We start from the raw sequence: 21433 nt of genomic DNA, 5'->3' as shown, positions 1-21433 counted from the left end.
TTAAATTAATTCTTAGTTTCGACACATAATAACGGATTTTGAAGCGTTATCACGTTTTAAAATTTCTAAAAAATGCAGCCCAACTTCTATTTGCGAAGCATTTCACAGCCATAACTTTTAGAAAATAAAACACGATGCATAATAATTTAGTGCAAGACATTTACTTTAAAGCTCCTGTCAACCCTGCATCTCTTCTCCACTTCAGTATATACTGTGCAAAAACACAATAATGAGTAATGTCATGTCATTAATTGCAACTGGCACGCTAAACAAAATGCGTGCTTCTCTGGACGGTGCCGTCAACTACCGTCTTCCTGTCGGTGAGGAAGAGATCGACTTAACTCCGTTTCTGGGTAAAACGCTCACACTGACTCACACTGGCAATATTTTTTGTTGCTCATGTGGAAAGAAAACGAAAAAGAGTTATTCGCAAGGCCACTGTTTTGTATGCATGAAAAAGCTAGCAAGCTGCGACATGTGCATCATGAAGCCAGAGACCTGCCACTACGATCAAGGGACTTGTCGCGAACCACAATGGGGTGAAGAGAATTGCATGGTGGATCACTTTGTCTACCTGTCCAACACATCCAGCTTAAAAGTTGGTATCACTCGTCATACTCAAATCCCGACTCGTTGGATTGACCAAGGCGCGACTCAGGGTTTGCCAATTTTTAAAGTAAAAACTCGCCATATCTCCGGTTTAATTGAAGTTGAACTGGCGAAACATATCGCAGACAAGACCAATTGGCGCACACTGCTTAAAGGTGACGGTGAACCTATGGCATTGCAGGACCGTTTTGCTGAGCTATTGCCTTTAGTCGAAGAGAAAATTGCCGAGATAAAACAGCAATTCGGCGAAGATGCCATTGAAGTATTAAACGAAAGCATTACCGACCTTAGCTACCCGGTACAACAGCACCCAACGAAGATCACTTCGCATAACTTCGATAAAAACCCGGTTGTTACTGGCACTTTGCAAGGCATCAAAGGTCAATACCTCATCTTTGATACCGGCGTTATTAATGTAAGAAAATTCACTTCCTATGAAGTTGAAGTTAGTGCGTAATCGCTTGTAAAACGCGTTGATTCAAATAAAAACGAAAAAAGCTCGAGTTTGACCCGAGCTTTTGTTTTTCTATCAGGAAGAAATCGTTAGTTATGCGTCAAGGATGCTTTCAAGCACATCGAATAACATATCGACTTCTTCTATTGTGTTGTAATGCATACAACCAATTCGCACTACACCACCCGATTCTTCTAAACCAAGTTGACGAACTAAGCCCAACGCATAAAAGTGACCATTCCATACACAGATGTTATGTTCACCCAGTGTTTTCGCGATGAATTCTGGAGAATATCGGTCAAACGTTAGCGCAAAAGTTGGCGTGCGGAGTTGGCTATCTTCCTTTGCGATACCGAATAGATTGACACCATCTAATGCATTCAAACGCTGTAAGAAACGCTCACTCAAGCGCTGCTCATGTTGTTCATACAGTTGGTAGCTTTGCTCCAATCGTTGGCGAAGAGGTAAACCGACTTCACCAAATTGAGCCAGATACTCAACCGCAGAAACGACACCAGCAAGACCTTCAAAACTTTGCGTTCCTGTTTCAAATCGACCTGGGCCTATGTTGGTGGCAGGCTCGACTTTGTAAGGGCGAATACTGTGGAGCCACTGATCGGCTATGTAAGCAATACCAACGTGCGGTCCGAAAAACTTGTAAGCTGAGCAAGCTAAAAAGTCACAACCTAACGCTTGAACATCAACCAAATGATGAGGCGCATAATGGACGGCATCCACATAAACTTGTGCCCCAACATTGTGCGCCATGCTGACTACTTGCTGTACATCCACAATAGAGCCCGTCGTGTTCGATGCATAAGTCACAGCGACAAGGCGCGTTTTATCAGAAAGAAGGCGGCTTAAATGCTCCATATCCAGCGTACAATCTTCTTCGTTGATACGAACTTGATGAACCGTAACGCCTTTATCTTCTGCCGCTTGCTGCCAGCTGGATACATTTGAATAGTGATCCAAAGCGGAAACAATGATCTCATCTCCTGCTTGCCAATCTCGACTAATCGCGCGACTAAGCTGAAAGGTTAGTGAGGTCATATTGGCACCGAAGACAATATTGCCAGATGAAGGGGCATTAAGTAGAGCCTGAGCCGACTCACGCGCATTTTGCATTACGTCAACGGTCACTTGGCTAGAAAAATAATGCCCGCCTAAGTTAGCGTTGAAACGACCTAAATACCCTACCATGCTGTCTAGTACTGATTGAGGCACTTGTGAGCCACCTGGACCATCAAAAAACGTCACGGGCTTGTCGTTGTGGTATTGAGCCAACGCCGGAAATTGCTCTCTGATCTGATTAAGATTGAAGTTCATTACGCTTATCCGTAGCCGTGAGTACAAATACATCCATATGGCCCGCTTCGTCATCAATAACAGAGCGGATTGGGCACGCGTTATGCCACAGCTTGCTATCAGCCAAGATTGCGACCTCTCCGGTTTCTAGCACTTTACGGAAAAATGGGGCTTGGTTATGGCTGCTGTACAGCATGATGTCGCCACCGATGATGTTATGGCGTCCCACACCAACCATTGCAATGTGATCAAAACCGTCTTGGTGCACACCTTCAGGTGCTACTTGTGTTTCTTCTTCCAGTGCCCTGATACGGATTTGGTGGATTTCTATTTCTTGACCGTTTGGCAGATGATTCGCATTGACAAACAATTCACACATTTCTCGAAAGCCATCGCTGGTAAGAATATCCTTCTCAATTGGCTCGAATTGTCTTACAACATCACCTTGAAATCGGTTGATATCAGAGGATTGAACAAAGCTATTTTTATTTAAGTCGATGACTTTGCCGTTATCAAAACCAACCACAGAATAACGTCGTAGTCGATACTGACCATCTGCATGTTCGGTACGAGGCAGTTCTTCAAACGATGGGGAAAGCTGCTCAATTGCTGCCATGCTGAGCTGTGTTAAATGTAGAGTATTCTCACGTGAATGTAACATCATTTGCTCCTTTAATGAGGCACATTAATTAACATTTAATTTACACTCTAGGTTACGCAAATATTCTGCAATTACCAGCTTTTAACGTTGATAGCTTCAACAAAACGACTAAAACAACATAACAAACCAAATAAAACCACAAAAACAGAGCCATGTTTCAGTTTTACGCTTTGACAATATTTGAAACTAGACTTCTCTACTACGAATAGAATTTTATGCTAGAAGTCAACGTTCTCAATCAATATTTAGTGGGTTCTAATCTATAACCAATTATTCGATCACAATCGTTGTTTATGCTTTTAAAGCACTAAGAATTTCCATACAATCGAGGGAAATGTTACGCCCTTTTTGGAGCCATAATGAGCGACGTAAAACACTGTAAATTATTAATTCTTGGTTCTGGTCCTGCAGGATACACAGCTGCCGTCTACGCAGCGCGTGCAAACTTAAACCCTGTGCTTGTGACGGGAATGCAACAAGGTGGTCAGCTAACCACCACAACTGAAGTTGAAAACTGGCCAGGCGATGCTGAGGGACTGACAGGTCCAGCATTGATGGATCGCATGAAAGAACACGCCGAGCGTTTTGAAACTGAAATCGTATTTGATCACATCAATGAAGTAGAGCTATCACAACGCCCATTTCGTTTAAAAGGCGACTCAGGTGAGTACACTTGTGATGCCTTAATCATATCTACCGGCGCATCAGCAAAATACCTTGGCCTTGAGTCTGAAGAAGCATTTAAAGGTCGCGGCGTTTCTGCTTGTGCAACCTGTGACGGTTTCTTCTACCGTAATCAGAAAGTTGCAGTTGTGGGCGGTGGTAACACGGCTGTTGAAGAAGCGCTATACCTATCTAACATTGCGTCAGAAGTTCATCTGATCCACCGCCGCGATTCATTCCGCGCAGAGAAGATCCTTGTGAAACGTCTGATGGATAAAGTTGAAAGCGGTAATATCGTTCTTCATACCGATCGCACTCTCGATGAAGTACTGGGTGACGATATGGGCGTAACGGGCGTCCGCATTAAAGACGTGAACAGCGGTGCGACAGAAGATATCGATGTAATGGGTGCATTCATCGCAATTGGTCACCAGCCAAACACACAAATCTTTGAAGGCCAAGTAGACATGAAAGATGGCTACATCATCGTTCAATCAGGTCTTGAAGGCAACGCAACACAAACTAGTATCGAAGGTGTATTTGCAGCTGGCGACGTAATGGACCACAACTACCGTCAAGCGATCACCTCTGCAGGTACAGGTTGTATGGCTGCATTAGATGCTGAACGTTTCTTAGACTCACTTGGTGACAAATAACTTTTCACATTTGTGTCATATCCTTAAAGCCCAGCGGTATTCCCGCTGGGTTTTCTTTTGTATACTACCGCCTCATTAAAACAATTATCATTAAGCCTTCACGATGGATAAGAAAAAGCAAAGCAGCTTGAATAAGTGGCTGAAGCAACAAAGTAAGTTAGCCAAGCGCTGGCTTATGATTGCGATAGGCCTAGGCGTACTTTCAAGCGTGTTTTTATTGGCTCAAGCAGCCCTGCTCGCCTCCATTCTGCACCAGTTAATCATTGACCAAGTCGACAAAGCCGACCTCATTTGGCATTTTGTTGGGCTCGGTGGCACGGTTATCGGTCGAGCTGCTTGTACCTGGGGTCGAGAGCTTGCCGGTTACCGTTGCGGGGAGCAAATTCGAGTTTATATTCGCCAACTCATTTTAGATAAAGTTCATAAACTTGGGCCAGCTTACATCAAAGGCAAACCTGCTGGCAGTTGGGCAACGCTCATCTTAGAGCAGGTAGAAGATATGCAAGATTTCTTCTCACGCTACTTGCCTCAAATGTCATTATCGGTACTAGTGCCTTTCATCATTTTGGTTGTCGTATTCCCAGTAAACTGGGCAGCAGGCTTGATCTTCCTGGTCACTGCACCACTAGTGCCTATTTTCATGGCACTGGTTGGGATGAAAGCCGCAGAAGCAAACCGTAAAAACTTTAAAGCAATGCAGCGTTTGTCGGGTCACTTTTATGACCGCTTGCAAGCAATGACGACCATTCGCTTATTCGATAGAACAAAATCTGAAACTGAAACTCTTAAGGGTGCTTCGGAAGTCTTTCGTACTCGTACCATGGACGTTCTGAAAATCGCGTTTCTGTCTTCTGCGGTGTTAGAGTTTTTCACTTCTATTTCTATCGCAATTACCGCTGTCTACTTTGGCTTTAGTTATATCGGGGAGCTCGATTTCGGCTACTACGGCGCAGGTGTTACGCTCTTTGCTGGTTTGTTCATTCTGATTCTTGCTCCAGAGTTTTATCAGCCATTACGTGATTTGGGCACGTTCTATCATGCGAAACAGCAAGCGGTTGGCGCAGCAGAAAGCATTGTCGAGTTTCTGGATTTGGAAGTCGATCAAATCAAAGATGGTACCCAAGCGTTAGATAAAAACAGCCCTATCCATATTGAAGCGGACCAGTTAACCATTTTTAGTCCGGAAGGTAAGCAGCTCGCAGGTCCCCTATCCTTCTCTCTTGAAGCCAACAAAAGTACAGCGTTGGTTGGACCAAGTGGCGCAGGTAAAACAAGTTTGGTAAACACAATCCTCGGTTTCATGCCTTATCAAGGTAGCTTAAAAATTAATGGCTGCGAATTGTCGCAACTGGATCTAGCCACATGGCGAGAGGCAGTAAGCTGGATTGGTCAAAACCCGATGCTATTACACGGTAGCATTCGAGATAACATCACACTAGGTAAGCAAAATATTCAGGATGCAGACGTACATTCTGTGTTGAATGACTCTCACGCTGCTGAATTTGTTGAAATGCATGGGTTGGATTATCCGATATCTGATCGTTCTGGTGGTTTATCTGTCGGCCAAGCGCAGCGTTTAGCACTGGCTCGCGCCATGCTACAAAATGGTCGTTTTTGGTTATTAGATGAACCAACCGCAAGCTTAGATGCTCGCAGTGAAAAACTCGTGATGGAAGGCATTAACAAGTATGCGCATGCCACAACGAATTTGATGATTACTCACCAACTTGCGCCTTTACAAAACGTATCGCAAATTCTTGTTATGCAGGACGGCCAGATTGTTCAACGTGGTGATTACGCCACACTGTCGACAGAAGATGGCTTATTTAAAGACATGTTGGAAGCGAACCTCGCACAACGTGAAACAGACAAGGGGAACTTAGATGCGTGATTTACTCCCTTATCTAAAACTCTATAAAAAACACTGGTTTGGTCTTTCGCTAGGTATGCTACTGGCATTTCTGACCTTAGCGGCGTCTATTGGCTTATTAACGCTATCAGGTTGGTTTATTTCAGCCGCAGCGGTGGCAGGCTTGACGGTTGCTCGTGAGACCTTCAACTACATGTTACCAGGTGCCGGGGTACGCGGCGCTGCAATGGCTCGAACCGCAGGTCGATGGGGAGAACGTGTCGTTAGCCACAATGCAACGTTCAAGCTGCTTACCGATCTACGTATCTTCTTCTTTAAGAAACTTGCACCACTGATTCCGGGTCGTGTTTCTACGATGCGTGATGCCGATCTGCTCAACCGCTTAGTAGCGGACGTAGATGCGATGGATCACGTTTACCTTCGACTTATCAGCCCTGTCGTGATTGGTGTTTTTGGCATATTGAGTTTAGCGGCTGTCCTGGCGTTCTTTGATTGGCATCTCGCCCTACTGCTTGGCTCGATTCTTACCGTCATGTTGTTTGTATGGCCAGTACTGTTCTATAAACTGGGTAAAAACAATGGCGAGAATCTCACTCATCATAAAGCGCAATTGCGAGTGGCGACACTGGACTGGCTTCAAGGCTACAGTGAACTGAGTATCTTTGGAGCAGAAGAACGTTATCGTAATCTCATTCTAGAGAAGCAGAAGCAGTTGCTGTCTAACCAATTTGTGAACGCGAATTTAACGGGCATGGCTTCAGGCCTGCTTATGCTGGTGAACGGCATTACACTGGTTGTGATGCTTTGGTTTGCTGCAGACGGCGTAGGTGGTCGTGCTCCTGATCCTTGGATTGCGCTGTTTGCGTTTGCAACCATGGCGAGCTTTGAGATTCTGATGCCTATCGCGAGCGCATTCCAGTATCTCGGTCAAACGTTGACTTCTGCTCGTCGTTTAAATGAAGTAATTTTGGCTGAACCTGACGTTGTCTTCCCTGAGCAGTCGAAACATAAAGACACAACGTTAGACATTGAATTCGACAACATAGATTTTACTTACCCTGACGGTCAGCAAAAGGTGCTGAAAGACTTGTCACTCTCACTACCGTTGGGCACTAAAACTGCAATTGTAGGTCAAACAGGTTCAGGTAAATCAACACTGATTCAGCTTCTTTGCCGCTACTGGGATGTTAACCAAGGTGAAGTTCGAATCGGTGGTACAAAACTGCGAGATTGGAGCGAGTCGGACCTGCGGGCAGCAATGACTGTGGTCAGTCAACGCGTAGATGTACTAAACGGGACACTACGTGACAACTTACTCATGGCCGCTCCGGATGCAAGTGATGAGCAACTGTCTACTATTTTACAAAAAGTCGAGCTTGGCGGACTTCTTGAAGAGCCGGGGTTAGACGCTTGGTTAGGCGACGGCGGTCGTCAGTTATCTGGTGGTGAGAAACGTCGAATCGGTATTGCTCGAGCATTGCTACGTGATGCCCCAATCCTACTCTTAGATGAACCGACTGAAGGCCTCGATAAGCGTACGGAACAAAAAGTGATGGCGCTTTTCAATGAACACTTTGCTAATAAGACAGTAGTATTCATTACACACCGACTGATAGAGCTAGAAAGTATGGATAGCATCTGTTTGATGGAACAAGGTGAGATCATCGAACAAGGCGACCATCCAACGCTACTCGCTCAAAAAGGTCGTTACTACCAGCTATTACAATCTCTATAATTCGATTTTCAGTGACGAGAAGGGCTCATCAAACGATGAGCCCTTTTGTGATTCCTGTATTATTAGTTACCTAATTAAGCACGTATACAGTGCTGATTTACCGACCAGATTTTTTGAGATAAGCCGCCATTTCATCTTTCGGAACCATGCCCCCACCTGTTGCCCAAACAAGATGTGTTGCGTTTTTGAGTTTTTCTTCGTCAAATTTCATTCGAGACTGGTAAGCATGGTTATTCGAGACGTGCACTGCACCAATCATACCGGCTAATGCAGAAGGCTCTAGATTAATACCTTCCAGTTCACTTAACTCACCCAAGTGGTGATACATACGAGCGTCATCAATGGTGTAAAAACCATCAAGTAGCCTTTCCATCGCTCTTCCGACAAATCCCGAGGCACGCCCGACTGCCAAACCATCAGCGGCGGTGATGTTATCGATACCCAAATCTTGTACCGAAATATCGTCATGCAAGCCTGTATGTACGCCCAACAGCATGCACGGTGAGTGCGTTGGCTCTGCGAAAATACAGTGGACATGCTCGCCAAATGCTACCTTCAAGCCAAATGCCACCCCACCAGGTCCACCGCCAACACCACAAGGAAGATAAACAAACAATGGATGATGCTCATCAACCACGATTCCCAAGTCATCAAATTGCTGCTTAAGACGCTCACCCGCAACAGAGTAACCTAGAAACAGCGTCCGTGAGTTTTCATCATCGATAAAGAAACAGTTGGGATCTTTTTCTGCCTCTTTACGACCTTGCTCGACAGCAATACCATAATCTTCTTGGTGCTCTACGACATTAACACCATGCGACCGGAGCTTATTTTTCTTCCATTCCCGCGCATCCGCAGACATGTGGACTGAAACTGAAAAACCCAGCTTCGCACTCATGATGCCGATGGACATACCAAGATTGCCGGTTGAGCCAACCGCAATACTGTACTGCTTAAAAAACTGCCGAAACTCATTGCTGAACAATTTTCTGTAATCATCGTTTTCACAGAGCAAGCCGGCTTCAAACGCCAACTTTTCTGCATGAGTGAGCACTTCATAAATACCACCTCTCGCTTTGATCGAACCAGAAATTGGCAAATGACTGTCTTTTTTGAGCATTAAATGGCCCAATATTGGTGTGTCGTATTGCTGCTCCAAACGCACTTTCATATTGGGAATATCCACAACTGGGGACTCAATAATGCCACGCGACGTTTCCGTTTCGGGAAACGCTTTCATCAAATAAGGCGCAAATCGTGCTAGCCGTTCACTCGCCGCTTGAATATCTTTTTCATCTAACCCGACATGAGGTAAGCCTTCCTCCAAGGAAGTGATATGGGGGTTAAACCAACAAACCTCTTCAAGATCAATAAGTGCTGCTAAGAGTGGGAACTGCTTAGTCAGCGCTTCAATATTTGCCTTGGTCATTTTACCTTCCTGGAATGATGTGAGTTGAGATAAACAAAAGCGCCGCAATAGCGACGCTTTGGAGAACAACTATCAGTTTGAGTTTACGCGTAGTTTTTCTCAAACTCTTGCATGAAGTCTACTAACGCTTGAACGCCTTCAAGCGGCATTGCGTTATAAATGGATGCTCGCATACCACCAACTGCTCGGTGACCTTTTAGCGCTTTCAACCCTTTAGAGTCTGCTAGCTCAAGGAAGGTTGCATCCAGTTCAGGCTTAGCAAGTTGAAATGGCACGTTCATCAAAGAACGGTTTGCTGAGTGCACGCCATTACGGTAGAAATCAGACTGATCGATGTAATCATACAGTAGCGCGGCTTTAGCGCGGTTCACTTGCTCAATCGCTTTTACTCCGCCCTGTGCCTTCAGCCATTTGAAAACAAGACCAGACAGGTACCATGCAAAGGTTGGTGGCGTGTTGAACATTGATTCTTTTTCTGCCAAAACAGTGTAATCCAAGATACTTGGTAGAACCTGCTTCGCCATACCTAATAAATCATCGCGCACGATAGCAATAGCAATGCCGGAAGGACCAATATTTTTCTGAGCGCCCGCGTAAATCACACCGTATTTAGACACATCGATTTCACGAGAAAGAATTGTCGAAGACATGTCAGCAACAATCGGTTTGTCGGTAATAGGAAGATCGTTAATCTCAATACCATCAATGGTCTCATTTGGACAGAAGTGAACGTAAGCCGCTTCTGGAGCAATTTTCCATTCACTTGCAGGTAGAACCGCGACTTTCCCGTTGATTTCTGTTTTTGCATCAAACACGTCTGGTTCGCAGTATTTTTTCGCTTCAGCTACCGCGCTTTCAGCCCAATAACCACCATCGATGTAAGTTGCCGTATCGGCATCACCAAGTAAGTTTAGAGGAACAGCAGCAAACTGAGCACGAGCACCACCTTGGCAGAACAGCACTTTATAGTTGTCCGGAATATTCAGAAGATCACGTAAATCCTGCTCGGCTTCTTCTGCAACTTTGATGAACTCTTTGCTTCGGTGGCTGATTTCCATGACCGAAGTACCAAGGCCTTGCCAATCGATTAGTTCCTGTTGTGCTTGCTGCATAACTGCTTTAGGCAGACCTGCTGGCCCTGCACTGAAGTTAAATACGTTGTCCGTATTTTGTTCCATGATGCTCATTGCTCCTGCTATGTGAATATTACGAAATTAATATCACGTTTTCGCAGTGATAAAAACAAGAAAAGAGGTCTTACGACCTCTTTTTAAAGACTAAGCGTTGAATTGGAACAAATTCGCAACAACACGAATTACTGTTGTTGCATCAAAGCAGGCATAAGTAGAGCCACCAATGGGAACTCATGCCCATTTTCGAACTTCAATTTGCCTTCACCAATTTCTGCTTTTAATTGATAACCGCCCTCTACTTTTTCGATCAACTCCATAATAAGGAGCTCATCAATCCCTTCTTGAATAAATGGGTAATGCGTTACTAATTCATCAGAGAAGTAAGTGCTAAGTTCACCAGTAGTGGCCGTCACCAACTTCATTGGTTCTTGAGTAATATGCTCAGTACCTTCAGGGATGGATAGTTGCCACTCGTTGTGGAACTTGCCGTCACCGAACGCGAGTGAAAGCTCGTTCACGGATAAATCAAAACCTTTGCTAAACAGCGTGTCAACATGCGGCAATAAGCTCGCAATTTCCTGCTCGTCTAACATTGGAGAGCTTTGATAGATAGACATAATTTGGTCAAATGACTGGCTATCCACATCTGCAATTGAGAAATCCAACTTAAAGTTATCGACATCCGTACCATCAGTTAAACGCAGTTTCTTAGCATCTAGGTTCAGCTGACTGTTCAGCTTATCACCAGACTCATTCATCATAGTGTTACCACGGTAGCTCGCATTTTCAATCAAAAAGACAGGCGTCAAGTTCGCATCAACCACATCCAGCTTCTCTAGAGAGAAAGACTGCTCGCCTAACCAGTAGCCTTTTGCTTGCTTTCCTTTACCTTGCCCTGTCAATGCATTCAGATGAAGCTCTTCACCGTTTTCAAAATCCACTTGAACAGAAGGAACGGAAACTTGGTAATTGAGATCACCCAATACCGTCACATCACCTGTTACTTTTGCAGGGCTTGTAGAAACAGAAACACCTTGCACTTCGTTACGATAATGCCAACTGTCTAGGTCGAGGATAAATGCTGTATTGCCATTTAGTTGAGTCTGGCTATGCATCGTGAGAGGCAAAAAGTCATTGTCCACCAATTTTGAATCTGCTGTTAGGCTTGTTAGACCGTGGCTAACATCACTGGTTACGTCAAACGTCGTTGGCATACCATCACGCTCTAACTGCGTTTTAAGCTCAGGATCAACAACTGAATAACGAGTCAGCACGACTGAAGACAAATAGCCACGCTGATACTCGACCACTTCGCCTTTAATCATTTCATCATTCATATTGGTAATACCATCTTCAATGATGGACTGACCAATTTGTCCGACAGCCAATGGCCAACACAGTGCTAATGAGATAGCACCACCAATGGCGCCGATTTTTTTAAGATTTTGCATAACGTCACTTATTAGATATTTTCGGTCAGTCTACCCCAAACCACCTGCGGAGAAAACATTGAGACAAATCAGACTATTGATGCTTATTCTAGTCCATTAATCAGGAATCATACTTGGCTCCCACTCATCATGTCCTTTTATTGTTAAAGTTTGCGTGGCGAAGTTTTAACCGGAGCTAAAACATCTGTGAATCGTTATGCTGTGTTGTGTCTCGACAACAACCCAATCAGTGCTGAACAGTTTCGATTGGAGCTGTCTGCCTTCTCAAGTAAGTTTGATATTTTTTCTGTCGAATCGATAGAAGAGGCTCAAAGCGCTTTAGAGTATCTAGAAGAAAGAGAACAGACTGTTGCTTTAGTTATAGCGAGCCATCACGCTCATTTTAACGGCGTGGATTTTCTTATTGGTTTAGACCGGATGCCACATACCGAGCAAGCAAGAAAAATTCTTATTAGCTGCTCGTCTGATATAGAGGCAATTCTCACTGCCGTTAATGAGGGCAGGCTCGACCACTGCCTCACTAAACCTTTGCCAGATCACGTCTTATTTAACACAGTGCAAAAAGAGCTGACCCAATTTATCTTGCGAAATGGCAAAGAAGACCTGCTAAGTTACAGTCAGATATTGGATCATCACAGCTTGTTGCGAGCGCACATCAATAACCAGATGAGCCATTATCAAGCCGGATTCTTACACGACTACCACTCGATGTCTGATGCCGAGTTAGCCGAGCAAGTGATCTCCGCTCTCCAGCAATTTTTCAAAGATAATGACGAAACAAGAGCGTGCCGTACATACTCACCTGAACACTTATTAACCGTGGAAGGCGAGCCAAATTGCTTTTTGTGGTTTATCACCGAAGGTGAAGTGGCTCTGTACAAGCGCGATGAGCAAGGCATGCAGCGAGAGGTTGTACGCCATAACAAAGGGAATATTGTCGGAGGCATGTCGTTTGTTACTGGGGAATGTTCTTTCTCGACAGCTCTGACACTAACCAAAACAGAAGTTATCAAACTCGATCGCAACGTATTCAATAAAGTGATGCAAAGCGACTCAAACTTACTGCCTCTTTTTACAAACTTGCTCTTACGCCACTTCAACCGCCGATTGCAAAGAAGCATCAACACCAAACTGCAACTTCAAAAAACGCTCGAATCTTTAGAATCAGCCCACCAGCAGCTCATTGAAAGAGAAAAAATGGCGATGCTTGGTCAATTGGTTGCGGGAGTGGCACACGAACTAAACAATCCAGTAGCCGCGATATTAAGGGGCGTAGAGAATTTAACGCATACGCTAGAACGATTACTTAACGATGCGCCCAGTTCCGATATACAAAGCAAAGGCATTGAATTACTGAGCAAAGCGCAAACCTCAAAACCCGCTTCAACCGCCGAGCTCAGATCACGCGTAAAAGCGCTTAGCCATACTTTTCCAGACCGAGCATTGGCAAAAAAAGTGGTGAGCCTTGGATTAGAGTCCGATCAAGAGCTACTTACCCAACTAATGAGAAAGCAGCAAGCGTCTTATCATGCTCTCAATACACTAGAGCAATACCACAAAGCAGGTTCTACACTTCGCTCAATTAATGTCTGTGCAGCACGAATTGCTGATATGGTAAAAAGCCTGAAAGGATATGCTCGGTCAGATGATGAAACCCTGCACTATGCCGATATTCATGAGGGTATTGAAGACACCTTGGTGATTTTCGAGAACAAATTAAAAATGCACCAAGTTTCAACCGACTATGCAAACTTGCCTTCCATCCTTTGTCAACCGATCGCACTCCAACAGGTGTGGACGAACTTGGTCTCTAACGCCATTGACGCATTTCCAGAGAAAGGTGTGTTAAACATACAAACACGCCTTGTAGAAAAAGAGCACACACATTATGCCGTTATCTCATTTGAAGATAATGGATGTGGCATTCCTGAATCGCAAAGAGACGCCATTTTCGAGCTGAACTTCACCACAAAAAAAGAAGGTAACTTTGGCTTAGGCATCGGGCTGTCCATCTGCCAGCAAATCGTAACAGCACACAGAGGGTGGATTGACGTCGAATCAGAGATCGGCCAGTTCACAAGAATGACCGTCTGGTTACCAGTCATCGAAGAAGGAGATGAAACATGACCAAGTATCTAATTTTATGTGTCGATGACGAACGAGAAGTCTTGGATAGCGTGCTCCAAGATCTTGCTCCCTTCGAGGAGAACTTTGTTGTCGAAGGAGCGGAATCAGTGACTGAAGCTCGGCAAGTGATTGAGGAGATGGCGGAAGAAGAAGTTCAGCTTGCTCTCATTTTATGTGACCACATTATGCCGGAACAAACTGGGATCAGCTTCTTAATCGAACTCAGTCAAAATGGTGACACAAAAGCAGCGCGCAAAGTTTTACTCACAGGACAAGCCGGTTTGGAAGACACCGTAGAAGCCGTAAATAACGCGAGTCTCGATTATTACATTGCCAAACCTTGGAAAGGCGAAGCGTTGAGAAAGGCAATCGTGTCTCAGCTTACCGCGTTTGTGATTGAGAATGATGATAACCTGCTATCCTGGACTCAAATCCTTGATTCTGAGGCAATCCTCAACGCCATGGCAGATAGAAGAGCAAGCTTTGGCGAGTAATAAAGTGTTTAGTTCTAACTTGAACTCAACGATGGTCATTGAACCACCTTACCTCGCATAGTAGAACGAGGTTAGAAAAACATCGTTACTTGTCCGAGTGAAATCCTCGGACACTACGTATATGGCGTAGTTTTTGCTTAAACCAAGGAACTATTAAGTTAATTGACAAAACATCGACACATTTTTGTTGGTCGTGGACCTTCCTTTTTATTATGATGTCGGACAAATCAGATTACGGTTCAAGTGGTTGCTTGAATCCATGGAAATAATGAACAAGGTTTATCGTTAGTTATGCGTAAAACACTATTAGCCGCTGCCTTACTAGTGGCATCAAGCCATGCCCTAGCTGCAAACGATCGCAATGCGCCAGCAACTATGAGCAACTTTAGCTACGACTATTTCGAAGCACGTATTGGCGCAAGTCCTGTGACATTTGGTGCTGGATTCAGCAAATCAATTCACCCGAACGCGCATGTTATTGCTCGTATTGACTCTGAGTTTGAAAGTGATTTTGACTCAGCTGCAGGCTTTGGCTTCCATTCTCCGCTAAACAACTGGGCAGATCTTACTGGTGAAATGCTAATGCGCGTTGTGCAACCTTCGAACGAGAGCAGCACAGATGTTGGTATGGAGCTGAACTTAGGTGTTCGCCAATGGTTGGGCCCTCAATTAGAAGTAGGCGGCAAAGTCGGCTACGTTTCTATCGATAACGATGACGATTGGACTGGCTCTGCCTACGCTCGATTCCACTCAACAGAGCTTTTCTCTTTGGGTGCTGAAGCACGTATCAACGATTTTTACGGTGATCAGGTAATGTTTACTACGCGTTTTAAGTTTTAAGATTTGTGCTGTAAGAAAAGAGCAAATTAAAAAAACAAAAACCGAGGTCTCTGCCTCGGTTTTTTGTCTAATTTAATGACTAACTCAATGAAGTGGTAAAAAACTTCAACGTCCTTTTTCCGCTTTTCACACTTGCCTTTACGACCCGCTAACTCCATCGAAACGAGTCAATCATTGTGCGATCAGCTTCGCCTAGTCACACAGTGCCAATAACTGTTTTTTACGCGGCTCTTGGATCAGTTTCCAATGTACGCCATCAGTTGCACCAGCAAATTTCCACAGTAGCTTTACATCAACATCATTACCGTAAGCCGTTTTAACTTTGTTGAAGACTTTTACAGGTCCAAGTTCTAAAAAGGTTTCTACGTCATCAACACCGGCTTTCTTGACCATACGTTCAAGGGTTAGTTGCATGTTGGGTAAGTCTCTTAAGCGTCTACTGGCAGAGGACTTTTGATATTTCCGTTCCTTAATTGAGTATTCAATTGATTTCTGTACCAGTTCATCAAGCCCTACATATCCGGATTCGAATAAATCGGTTACATCATAATAATTTACGGTTGCCGTCGTCTGTTTTTTGACGTGCTTATACTTCTCACAGCTCAGTTGAGTAAACACTTCATCTAGTCCATTACCACCACGTAAGTAGCAGCAATCATTGCTGACAAGCGCAAACATAGCATCATCGGTGAATAAACCAATACCACCGAACATAGAACGTTTTTGGTACTCACTGAAGGTGCGTACATATTTAAAAAAAGCTTGGTCTGTCATGTCCATTGACCTCTTTAATCTGAATAAATTACCCCGATTAGCGATGTCACCAGATAAACAGCAGCTTATAGCGAATTATAAATGTCGATTTGTTGGCGATATTTTTGTGAGTTGTGCTCACCAACTTGCTTAATCATACTTAACGTTGAAAAATAAGTTAGGACATAGGTCACATATAAAAAAGTATAAATTCTGCATACGTGATTAGTTTCACACTTATTGTTTGTGTGGTGATATTTTTTTGACGCATAGCATGCCTAAAACACGCCATCATTATGATCTCGCTGGCAATTACGGGCACATAATACGCATTTAATTGATAAAGAATACGCTGTAAGGGTACACTGTACGAAAGATCTCAAGTACAGCGTCACAATGGAACATTTATCATTTTTTTGGCTGCCAAATAATAAAGATAAGCTTATAAACGCACTGGAATCCGAGTTTGCTCAGCTGGTAGAACAGTCCATCGCCACGGGTAAGATTTCGTTACCTCCTATTCCTGATGTCGTGCTTAAAATTCAGCAGTTATGTGTCGAAGAACACACCACGATTGCCGATGTTGCTAACTGTTTATTGGAAGATCCCGGATTAGCAGCGGTCGTTTTACGAGTCGCTAACTCTGTGATTTTCAATCGCAGAAATATCACCTGCAACGACTTAACTACAGCGGTATCTCGTCTCGGAATACTTCGTGTACGTGATATTGTTACCGCACAAGCGATCGAGCAACTTAAACACTCAGTTAATCTCACTAAAGAATGCAATGCCATCTTGGTGAAGAGTGCGGCGATATCTCGTGAGCTCGGTGCCGTCATGGTGATGTTGGTTCAATCGTTTCGTAGCCACGAGCCAGGCACTTATGGTCATCTAGAGCAAGAAAAGGCGTTATTGGTCGGTCTATTAGCCGATATAGGGTTATTTTGCCTAATTAATGAGTACCACTTGTACTTAGATAGGGGCAATTACTTAGACCCAGATATTGCATTGCAGATCTTCCAAACACGTTGTTCTGCCACAAGTAAACTGGTACTTGAGCGTTGGGGGTTTGACAACGACTTCAGAGAAGTATCCTCAAACGAAAAATACGAATTAACGCGACCAGAAGTGAGTTATCTCGACATCGCTAGAATTGCGCATCATTTATTGATGTTCCGCAATCACGATGAACGCATTGACGAACATGAAGTTGAATTCAACTTAACTGGTGCAGAAGTCTTGTATGAACTTAGTAACATGAGTGATACTGACTTCAATGATCAAATCCGTGCTGTACTCAATGCTAGCGGTTTGTAATTTATCGCTTTCTGATAATACCTTATCCGCGATAAAACGATTCGCTCAAGGCTGAGCTGTGTGTGGTGAAATGTCTCTAATTTCAACCGATAGATAATTTGATTTATGCGTGTTGATGTTATCTCAAAAAGGAATCATTGAGCTTTATGTTCTCAGGGATGCTATTTATTTTCGCTCCGCTTGTGGTGGGGTATCTAATTCCTATATCTCGATCTTCGTTATTGGAGAAGATCAATCAGTCAACGTCCTACCTTATTTACGTCATTTTGTCGTTGATGGGTCTTAGCTTAGCGGCGCTCGATAATTTAAGCAGCAACTTACAAAGTATTCTCCTCTATGCGAGTACGTTTTTTTTGTGTCTAAGTGCCTGCAACCTGTTGGCTCTGCCTATTATTGATAAAATTATTCCACTCCAGACCAATCAGAATCAAAAGAAGCTACCGTTATCTTCGATGGCTTTAGAGTCAGTTAAGCTTATCGTGGTCGTTGGCGGAGGGTTAGTGGTTGGCCTGCTGTTACCCATTGATTTGAGTTGGGTAGATACAGCAAGCGAATGGATACTCTTTCTACTTCTATTTTTTATTGGTATTCAGCTGCGTAATAGTGGACTTACTCTGCGTCAAATCCTATTAAATAAACAAGGAATGGCCATTGCGGCTGTTGTCATCGCAACATGTATGCTTGGTGGCGTTCTTGCAGCGGTGCTTTTGGATCTTCCTCTTTATCAAGCACTCGCAATGGCTTCAGGTTTTGGCTGGTATTCACTCGCAGGTATTTTAATGGGTGACGCTTTTGGTCCGGTATTTGGTGGCGCGTCGTTCTTGATTGAATTGATGAGAGAGCTAGTCGCACTGGTTGCCATTCCTCTCTTTATTCGTAGCTATCCGTGCACCGCAATTGGTTATGCCGGTGCAACAGCAATGGACTTCACCCTACCCGTTATTCAAACCACCGGTGGTGTGCGTTGTGTTCCTGTTGCTATCGTTAGCGGCTTTATTTTGAGTTTATTGGTACCAGTTATGATGCTTTTCTTTGTATCACTTGCTAGCTAGATCTCAGGTTTTCGCTTTAACATCCATTACAATACGGCAAAAATTTAAATACCCAGTTAACGTCAAAGTGGTCAATATTTTTTGGCAAGACCCCTCTTTCTTTTCGTCATTCAGCCCAACGATTTGTCACGACCAAATAGAAAGAAGGGAGAAACATCAACTGATGTGCATTGCGTTAATAAAGGGATAACAACCAGAAGGAAGAAGAATGAAACGCTTTGTCGTTGCAGCGCTCCTCGCTACAAGCTCAACTTTTACGCTTGCCGCAGATCAACAATGTCTTGCTAGCAAATACGATGGCTACGTCGATGCCTCACTACAGTGGTATCAAGATCTTGTTGATTTGACGGTTACCCAATATCCAGATCTGAAAGAAGTTAGTCAATGGTTCTTGGATGGACGTAAACATCACTTTGAATTAAACCGCGAAGCGGTTCACTACTTTCTAGAGAACGACCCTAGCCGCGTTGCGACGGAACAGCCAATCGAAGCATGGTTAAAACTAGAGCAACATGACGTTAAGCAGTTAGCGACCCGAAGCGATAAGTTAGGTGAAGTTGCAAAACAGACATTTAGCGACCGTCAATCAACTAACCACCCAAAAAACTACGAGCTTCGTTCAGCATTCGCTGATCTGCTTAGTCACCCCCAACAAATTGATACCGCACTTAATAAGTACAATCAGTCAATAGAAAAGATTGAAAAGCAGAAATGTGACTAAGATTGCTCGCATTAGTCGTTGATTAGCATTCGAAAACACTAGAATGTTTTAACGTACTCAATCTAGAATTTTTTAATGTGAATATCGTAACCTTCACCTAAAATTTTCATTTCTACAACTTGGGTTTCAACAATTAAAACGGGACTTTGCGCCCGTTTTAGTTTAGATTGTGCCGCTCGCATTACCAAAATAACTACAAAGATTCTTTGCTATGGTTAAGGAACAAAAAACCGCTGATGTTAGCTTTGAGAGCTTGCTAAAGATCTTCACTGTCCCAGAAGGTCCGGACTCAACGTTAACTAAAATTGACGAGAGCCTCTCGCGAAATCTAAATCAATTTCTTCGTGAACACATCGTGGCAGAAGAAAAGCCTTTACGCGAAATCGAAAAAGACTTTTCTTCTGCTCAGATTCCTGAGCAGCCAGAGTTCGTGTCAGATCATACAGAGCACTTACTCGACACTTTGGTGTCGCACTCAGTTCACACATCTTCACCAAGCTTCATTGGTCATATGACATCGGCACTGCCTTATTTCTTGATGCCACTGTCAAAGATCATGATCGCCTTAAACCAAAACCTGGTAAAAATAGAGACTTCCAAAGCCTTTACACCACTTGAGCGTCAAGTTTTGGGTATGCTGCATCGCTTGATATATGGTCAGAATGATACGTTTTACAATCAGTGGATGCACAGTGCAAACCACTCATTAGGCGCATTTTGTTCCGGCGGCACCATTGCCAATATCACTGCGCTTTGGGTAGCACGTAACAAAGCGTTAAGAGCCAATGGCTCATTTAAAGGCGTGGAAAAGGAAGGCCTTTTTAAAGCCATGAAGCACTATGGCTATGATGGCTTAGCGGTGCTAGTGTCTGAGCGTGGTCACTACTCCCTTAAGAAAGCAGCCGATGTATTAGGGCTAGGCCAAGAGGGCTTGGTTGCGGTTAAAACCGATGCCAACAACCGTATTATTGTCAACGACCTGAAAGCGAAAATTGTTGAGCTCGAAAAACAAAACATCAAGCCTATTGCTGTTATTGGTGTGGCTGGCACAACAGAGACAGGTAATGTTGATCCATTGCCTGAAATCGCTGAAGTCTGCCAAGCTCACGGCTGTCACTTCCATGTGGATGCCGCATGGGGTGGCGCAACACTTATGTCTAACCATCACCGTCATCTTCTTAAAGGTGTGGAAATGGCAGACTCAGTAACTATTGATGCACACAAGCAGCTCTACATCCCGATGGGCGCCGGTATGGTTCTGTTCAAAGACCCTGACGCAATGAAATCCATAGAGCATCACGCTCAATATATATTGCGCAAAGGTTCAAAAGACCTAGGCAGCCATACACTAGAAGGCTCACGTTCGGGCATGGCGATGTTGGTCTACGCCGCAATGCACATCATAAGTCGCCCAGGTTATGAGCTTCTGATTGACCAAAGCATTGAAAAAGCTCGCTACTTTGCGGATTTAATCAAACAGCAAGATGATTTCGAGTTAGTTTCTGAACCAGAGCTTTGTCTGCTCACATACCGTTATTTACCGCCATTCATCCGTGAAGCATTAGCACAAGCAGAAGGCTCACAAAAAGAACAACTGAATGAGCTGATCAATGAGTTAACACAGTTTATTCAAAAGCGTCAGCGCGAAACGGGCAAATCGTTCGTTTCACGTACAAGACTGAACCCAGACCAATGGCAACGCATGAATACGATAGTGTTTCGAGTGGTTTTGGCAAATCCACTGACCACAAAAGAAATTTTGAGCTCAGTGCTTGATGAACAACGCGAAATCGCCAAGCAAGCACCAAATTTGATGAAAAGAATTCAACAGCTGGTTGTTGATATTCAATCGTCTTAACAGCCAGATCGAGTTACATCAATTTGAAATTTTTTTTCGTTTTGATGTAACTCAAACATCATTATCGTGCGACTAGCGCAACAAAACTTCGTTTACACATCCAATTCTGTAGTTTTTACAACATTTTGTTTGAGGCCTGTCAAATTCTCACTAAATAGTACCCGTTATTGGTTTAGACTGATTGAAGATCAGGTTTATACTGATTCTATGGCGCTGGTTGTTTTCGTTAACGCCCCACTCTACTCCGGAATCTTCGTGTTTCCTTTCGTTAGCAGAGCCAGCGAGTTGTTCTCTATACCCTC

General features: G+C 43.9%; 17 protein-coding genes. 11 read left to right on the top strand and 6 right to left on the bottom strand.

The window, feature by feature from the left end:
- Positions 1–241 precede the first annotated feature (241 nt).
- Entirely contained in the window at positions 242–1066 is an 825-nt protein-coding gene (locus tag R7Q47_RS04235) for a DUF2797 domain-containing protein (RefSeq protein ID WP_053303179.1), read from the top strand.
- 90 nt (positions 1067–1156) lie between these two features.
- Here the strand turns inward: R7Q47_RS04235 and R7Q47_RS04230 are convergent, their stop codons facing one another.
- Together R7Q47_RS04230 and R7Q47_RS04225 are read right to left on the bottom strand one after the other, a co-directional pair.
- The gene (locus R7Q47_RS04230; protein WP_085569570.1) at positions 1157–2392 is read right to left on the bottom strand and encodes a cysteine desulfurase-like protein; all 1236 of its coding nucleotides are present in this window, start codon (positions 2390–2392) and stop codon (positions 1157–1159) included.
- Positions 2376–3032 (bottom strand): 2OG-Fe dioxygenase family protein, encoded by a 657-nt coding sequence (locus R7Q47_RS04225; RefSeq protein WP_005377989.1) that lies wholly within the window; start codon positions 3030–3032, stop codon positions 2376–2378. Before R7Q47_RS04225 ends, R7Q47_RS04230 begins: the two co-directional genes overlap by 17 nt.
- A gap of 359 nt (positions 3033–3391) precedes the next feature.
- Here R7Q47_RS04225 and trxB point away from each other — a divergent pair, with 359 nt between their 5' ends.
- The 3 genes from trxB to cydC all read left to right on the top strand — a co-directional run bounded on the left by trxB (position 3392) and on the right by cydC (position 7956).
- Positions 3392–4351 (top strand): thioredoxin-disulfide reductase, encoded by a 960-nt coding sequence (gene trxB / locus R7Q47_RS04220; RefSeq protein WP_005377991.1) that lies wholly within the window; start codon positions 3392–3394, stop codon positions 4349–4351.
- Positions 4352–4454: 103 nt separating this feature from the next.
- Positions 4455–6242 (top strand): heme ABC transporter permease/ATP-binding protein CydD, encoded by a 1788-nt coding sequence (gene cydD, locus R7Q47_RS04215; protein WP_047100725.1) that lies wholly within the window; start codon positions 4455–4457, stop codon positions 6240–6242.
- Positions 6235–7956 carry a heme ABC transporter ATP-binding protein/permease CydC gene (cydC, locus tag R7Q47_RS04210; protein ID WP_248487520.1) on the top strand — a complete coding sequence of 574 codons (1722 nt, stop codon included), beginning with the start codon at positions 6235–6237 and terminating at the stop codon, positions 7954–7956. Before cydD ends, cydC begins: the two co-directional genes overlap by 8 nt.
- 97 nt (positions 7957–8053) lie before the next feature.
- Here cydC and R7Q47_RS04205 read toward each other — a convergent pair whose 3' ends face one another.
- The 3 genes from R7Q47_RS04205 to R7Q47_RS04195 form a co-directional block, all read right to left on the bottom strand.
- Positions 8054–9385 carry a D-serine ammonia-lyase gene (locus R7Q47_RS04205; protein ID WP_248487518.1) on the bottom strand — a complete coding sequence of 444 codons (1332 nt, stop codon included), beginning with the start codon at positions 9383–9385 and terminating at the stop codon, positions 8054–8056.
- A gap of 83 nt (positions 9386–9468) precedes the next feature.
- Positions 9469–10563 carry a 3-phosphoserine/phosphohydroxythreonine transaminase gene (serC, locus tag R7Q47_RS04200; RefSeq protein ID WP_005378000.1) on the bottom strand — a complete coding sequence of 365 codons (1095 nt, stop codon included), beginning with the start codon at positions 10561–10563 and terminating at the stop codon, positions 9469–9471.
- A 137-nt stretch (positions 10564–10700) separates the two neighbouring features.
- Positions 10701–11969: a DUF945 family protein gene (locus tag R7Q47_RS04195; protein ID WP_318088659.1), complete on the bottom strand. Its 1269-nt coding sequence runs from the start codon at positions 11967–11969 to the stop codon at positions 10701–10703.
- Positions 11970–12155: 186 nt separating this feature from the next.
- Between R7Q47_RS04195 and R7Q47_RS04190 the strand changes: the two genes are divergently transcribed.
- The 3 genes from R7Q47_RS04190 (at position 12156) to R7Q47_RS04180 (ending at position 15430) form a co-directional block, all read left to right on the top strand.
- Positions 12156–14096: an ATP-binding protein gene (locus R7Q47_RS04190; RefSeq protein ID WP_248487513.1), complete on the top strand. Its 1941-nt coding sequence runs from the start codon at positions 12156–12158 to the stop codon at positions 14094–14096.
- Complete coding sequence (locus tag R7Q47_RS04185; RefSeq protein ID WP_017820839.1) at positions 14093–14590, top strand: response regulator; 498 nt, start codon at positions 14093–14095, stop codon at positions 14588–14590. Before R7Q47_RS04190 ends, R7Q47_RS04185 begins: the two co-directional genes overlap by 4 nt.
- Positions 14591–14881: 291 nt before the next feature.
- Positions 14882–15430, top strand: a complete 549-nt coding sequence (locus R7Q47_RS04180) for a hypothetical protein (RefSeq protein WP_005378006.1) — start codon at positions 14882–14884, stop codon at positions 15428–15430.
- Between the two features lie 192 nt (positions 15431–15622).
- On the opposite strand, the gene R7Q47_RS04175 is transcribed toward R7Q47_RS04180, so the two are convergent.
- Complete coding sequence (locus tag R7Q47_RS04175) at positions 15623–16210, bottom strand: TfoX/Sxy family DNA transformation protein (protein ID WP_005378007.1); 588 nt, start codon at positions 16208–16210, stop codon at positions 15623–15625.
- A 369-nt stretch (positions 16211–16579) separates the two neighbouring features.
- Here R7Q47_RS04175 and R7Q47_RS04170 point away from each other — a divergent pair, with 369 nt between their 5' ends.
- From R7Q47_RS04170 to panP, 4 genes are all read left to right on the top strand, one after another.
- On the top strand, positions 16580–17500 hold the full coding sequence (locus R7Q47_RS04170; RefSeq protein ID WP_005378009.1) for an HDOD domain-containing protein: 921 nt from the start codon (positions 16580–16582) through the stop codon (positions 17498–17500).
- 146 nt (positions 17501–17646) lie between these two features.
- The gene (locus R7Q47_RS04165; RefSeq protein ID WP_005378011.1) at positions 17647–18552 is read left to right on the top strand and encodes a lysine exporter LysO family protein; all 906 of its coding nucleotides are present in this window, start codon (positions 17647–17649) and stop codon (positions 18550–18552) included.
- A gap of 208 nt (positions 18553–18760) precedes the next feature.
- The gene (locus R7Q47_RS04160) at positions 18761–19273 is read left to right on the top strand and encodes a hypothetical protein (RefSeq protein WP_017634875.1); all 513 of its coding nucleotides are present in this window, start codon (positions 18761–18763) and stop codon (positions 19271–19273) included.
- A 211-nt stretch (positions 19274–19484) separates the two neighbouring features.
- On the top strand, positions 19485–21131 hold the full coding sequence (panP, locus tag R7Q47_RS04155; protein WP_005378019.1) for a pyridoxal-dependent aspartate 1-decarboxylase PanP: 1647 nt from the start codon (positions 19485–19487) through the stop codon (positions 21129–21131).
- Positions 21132–21433 lie beyond the last annotated feature (302 nt).

It is taken from the genome of Vibrio sp. Vb0349, assembly GCF_033338975.1.
This window is presented reverse-complemented; position numbering and strand designations above follow the sequence as displayed.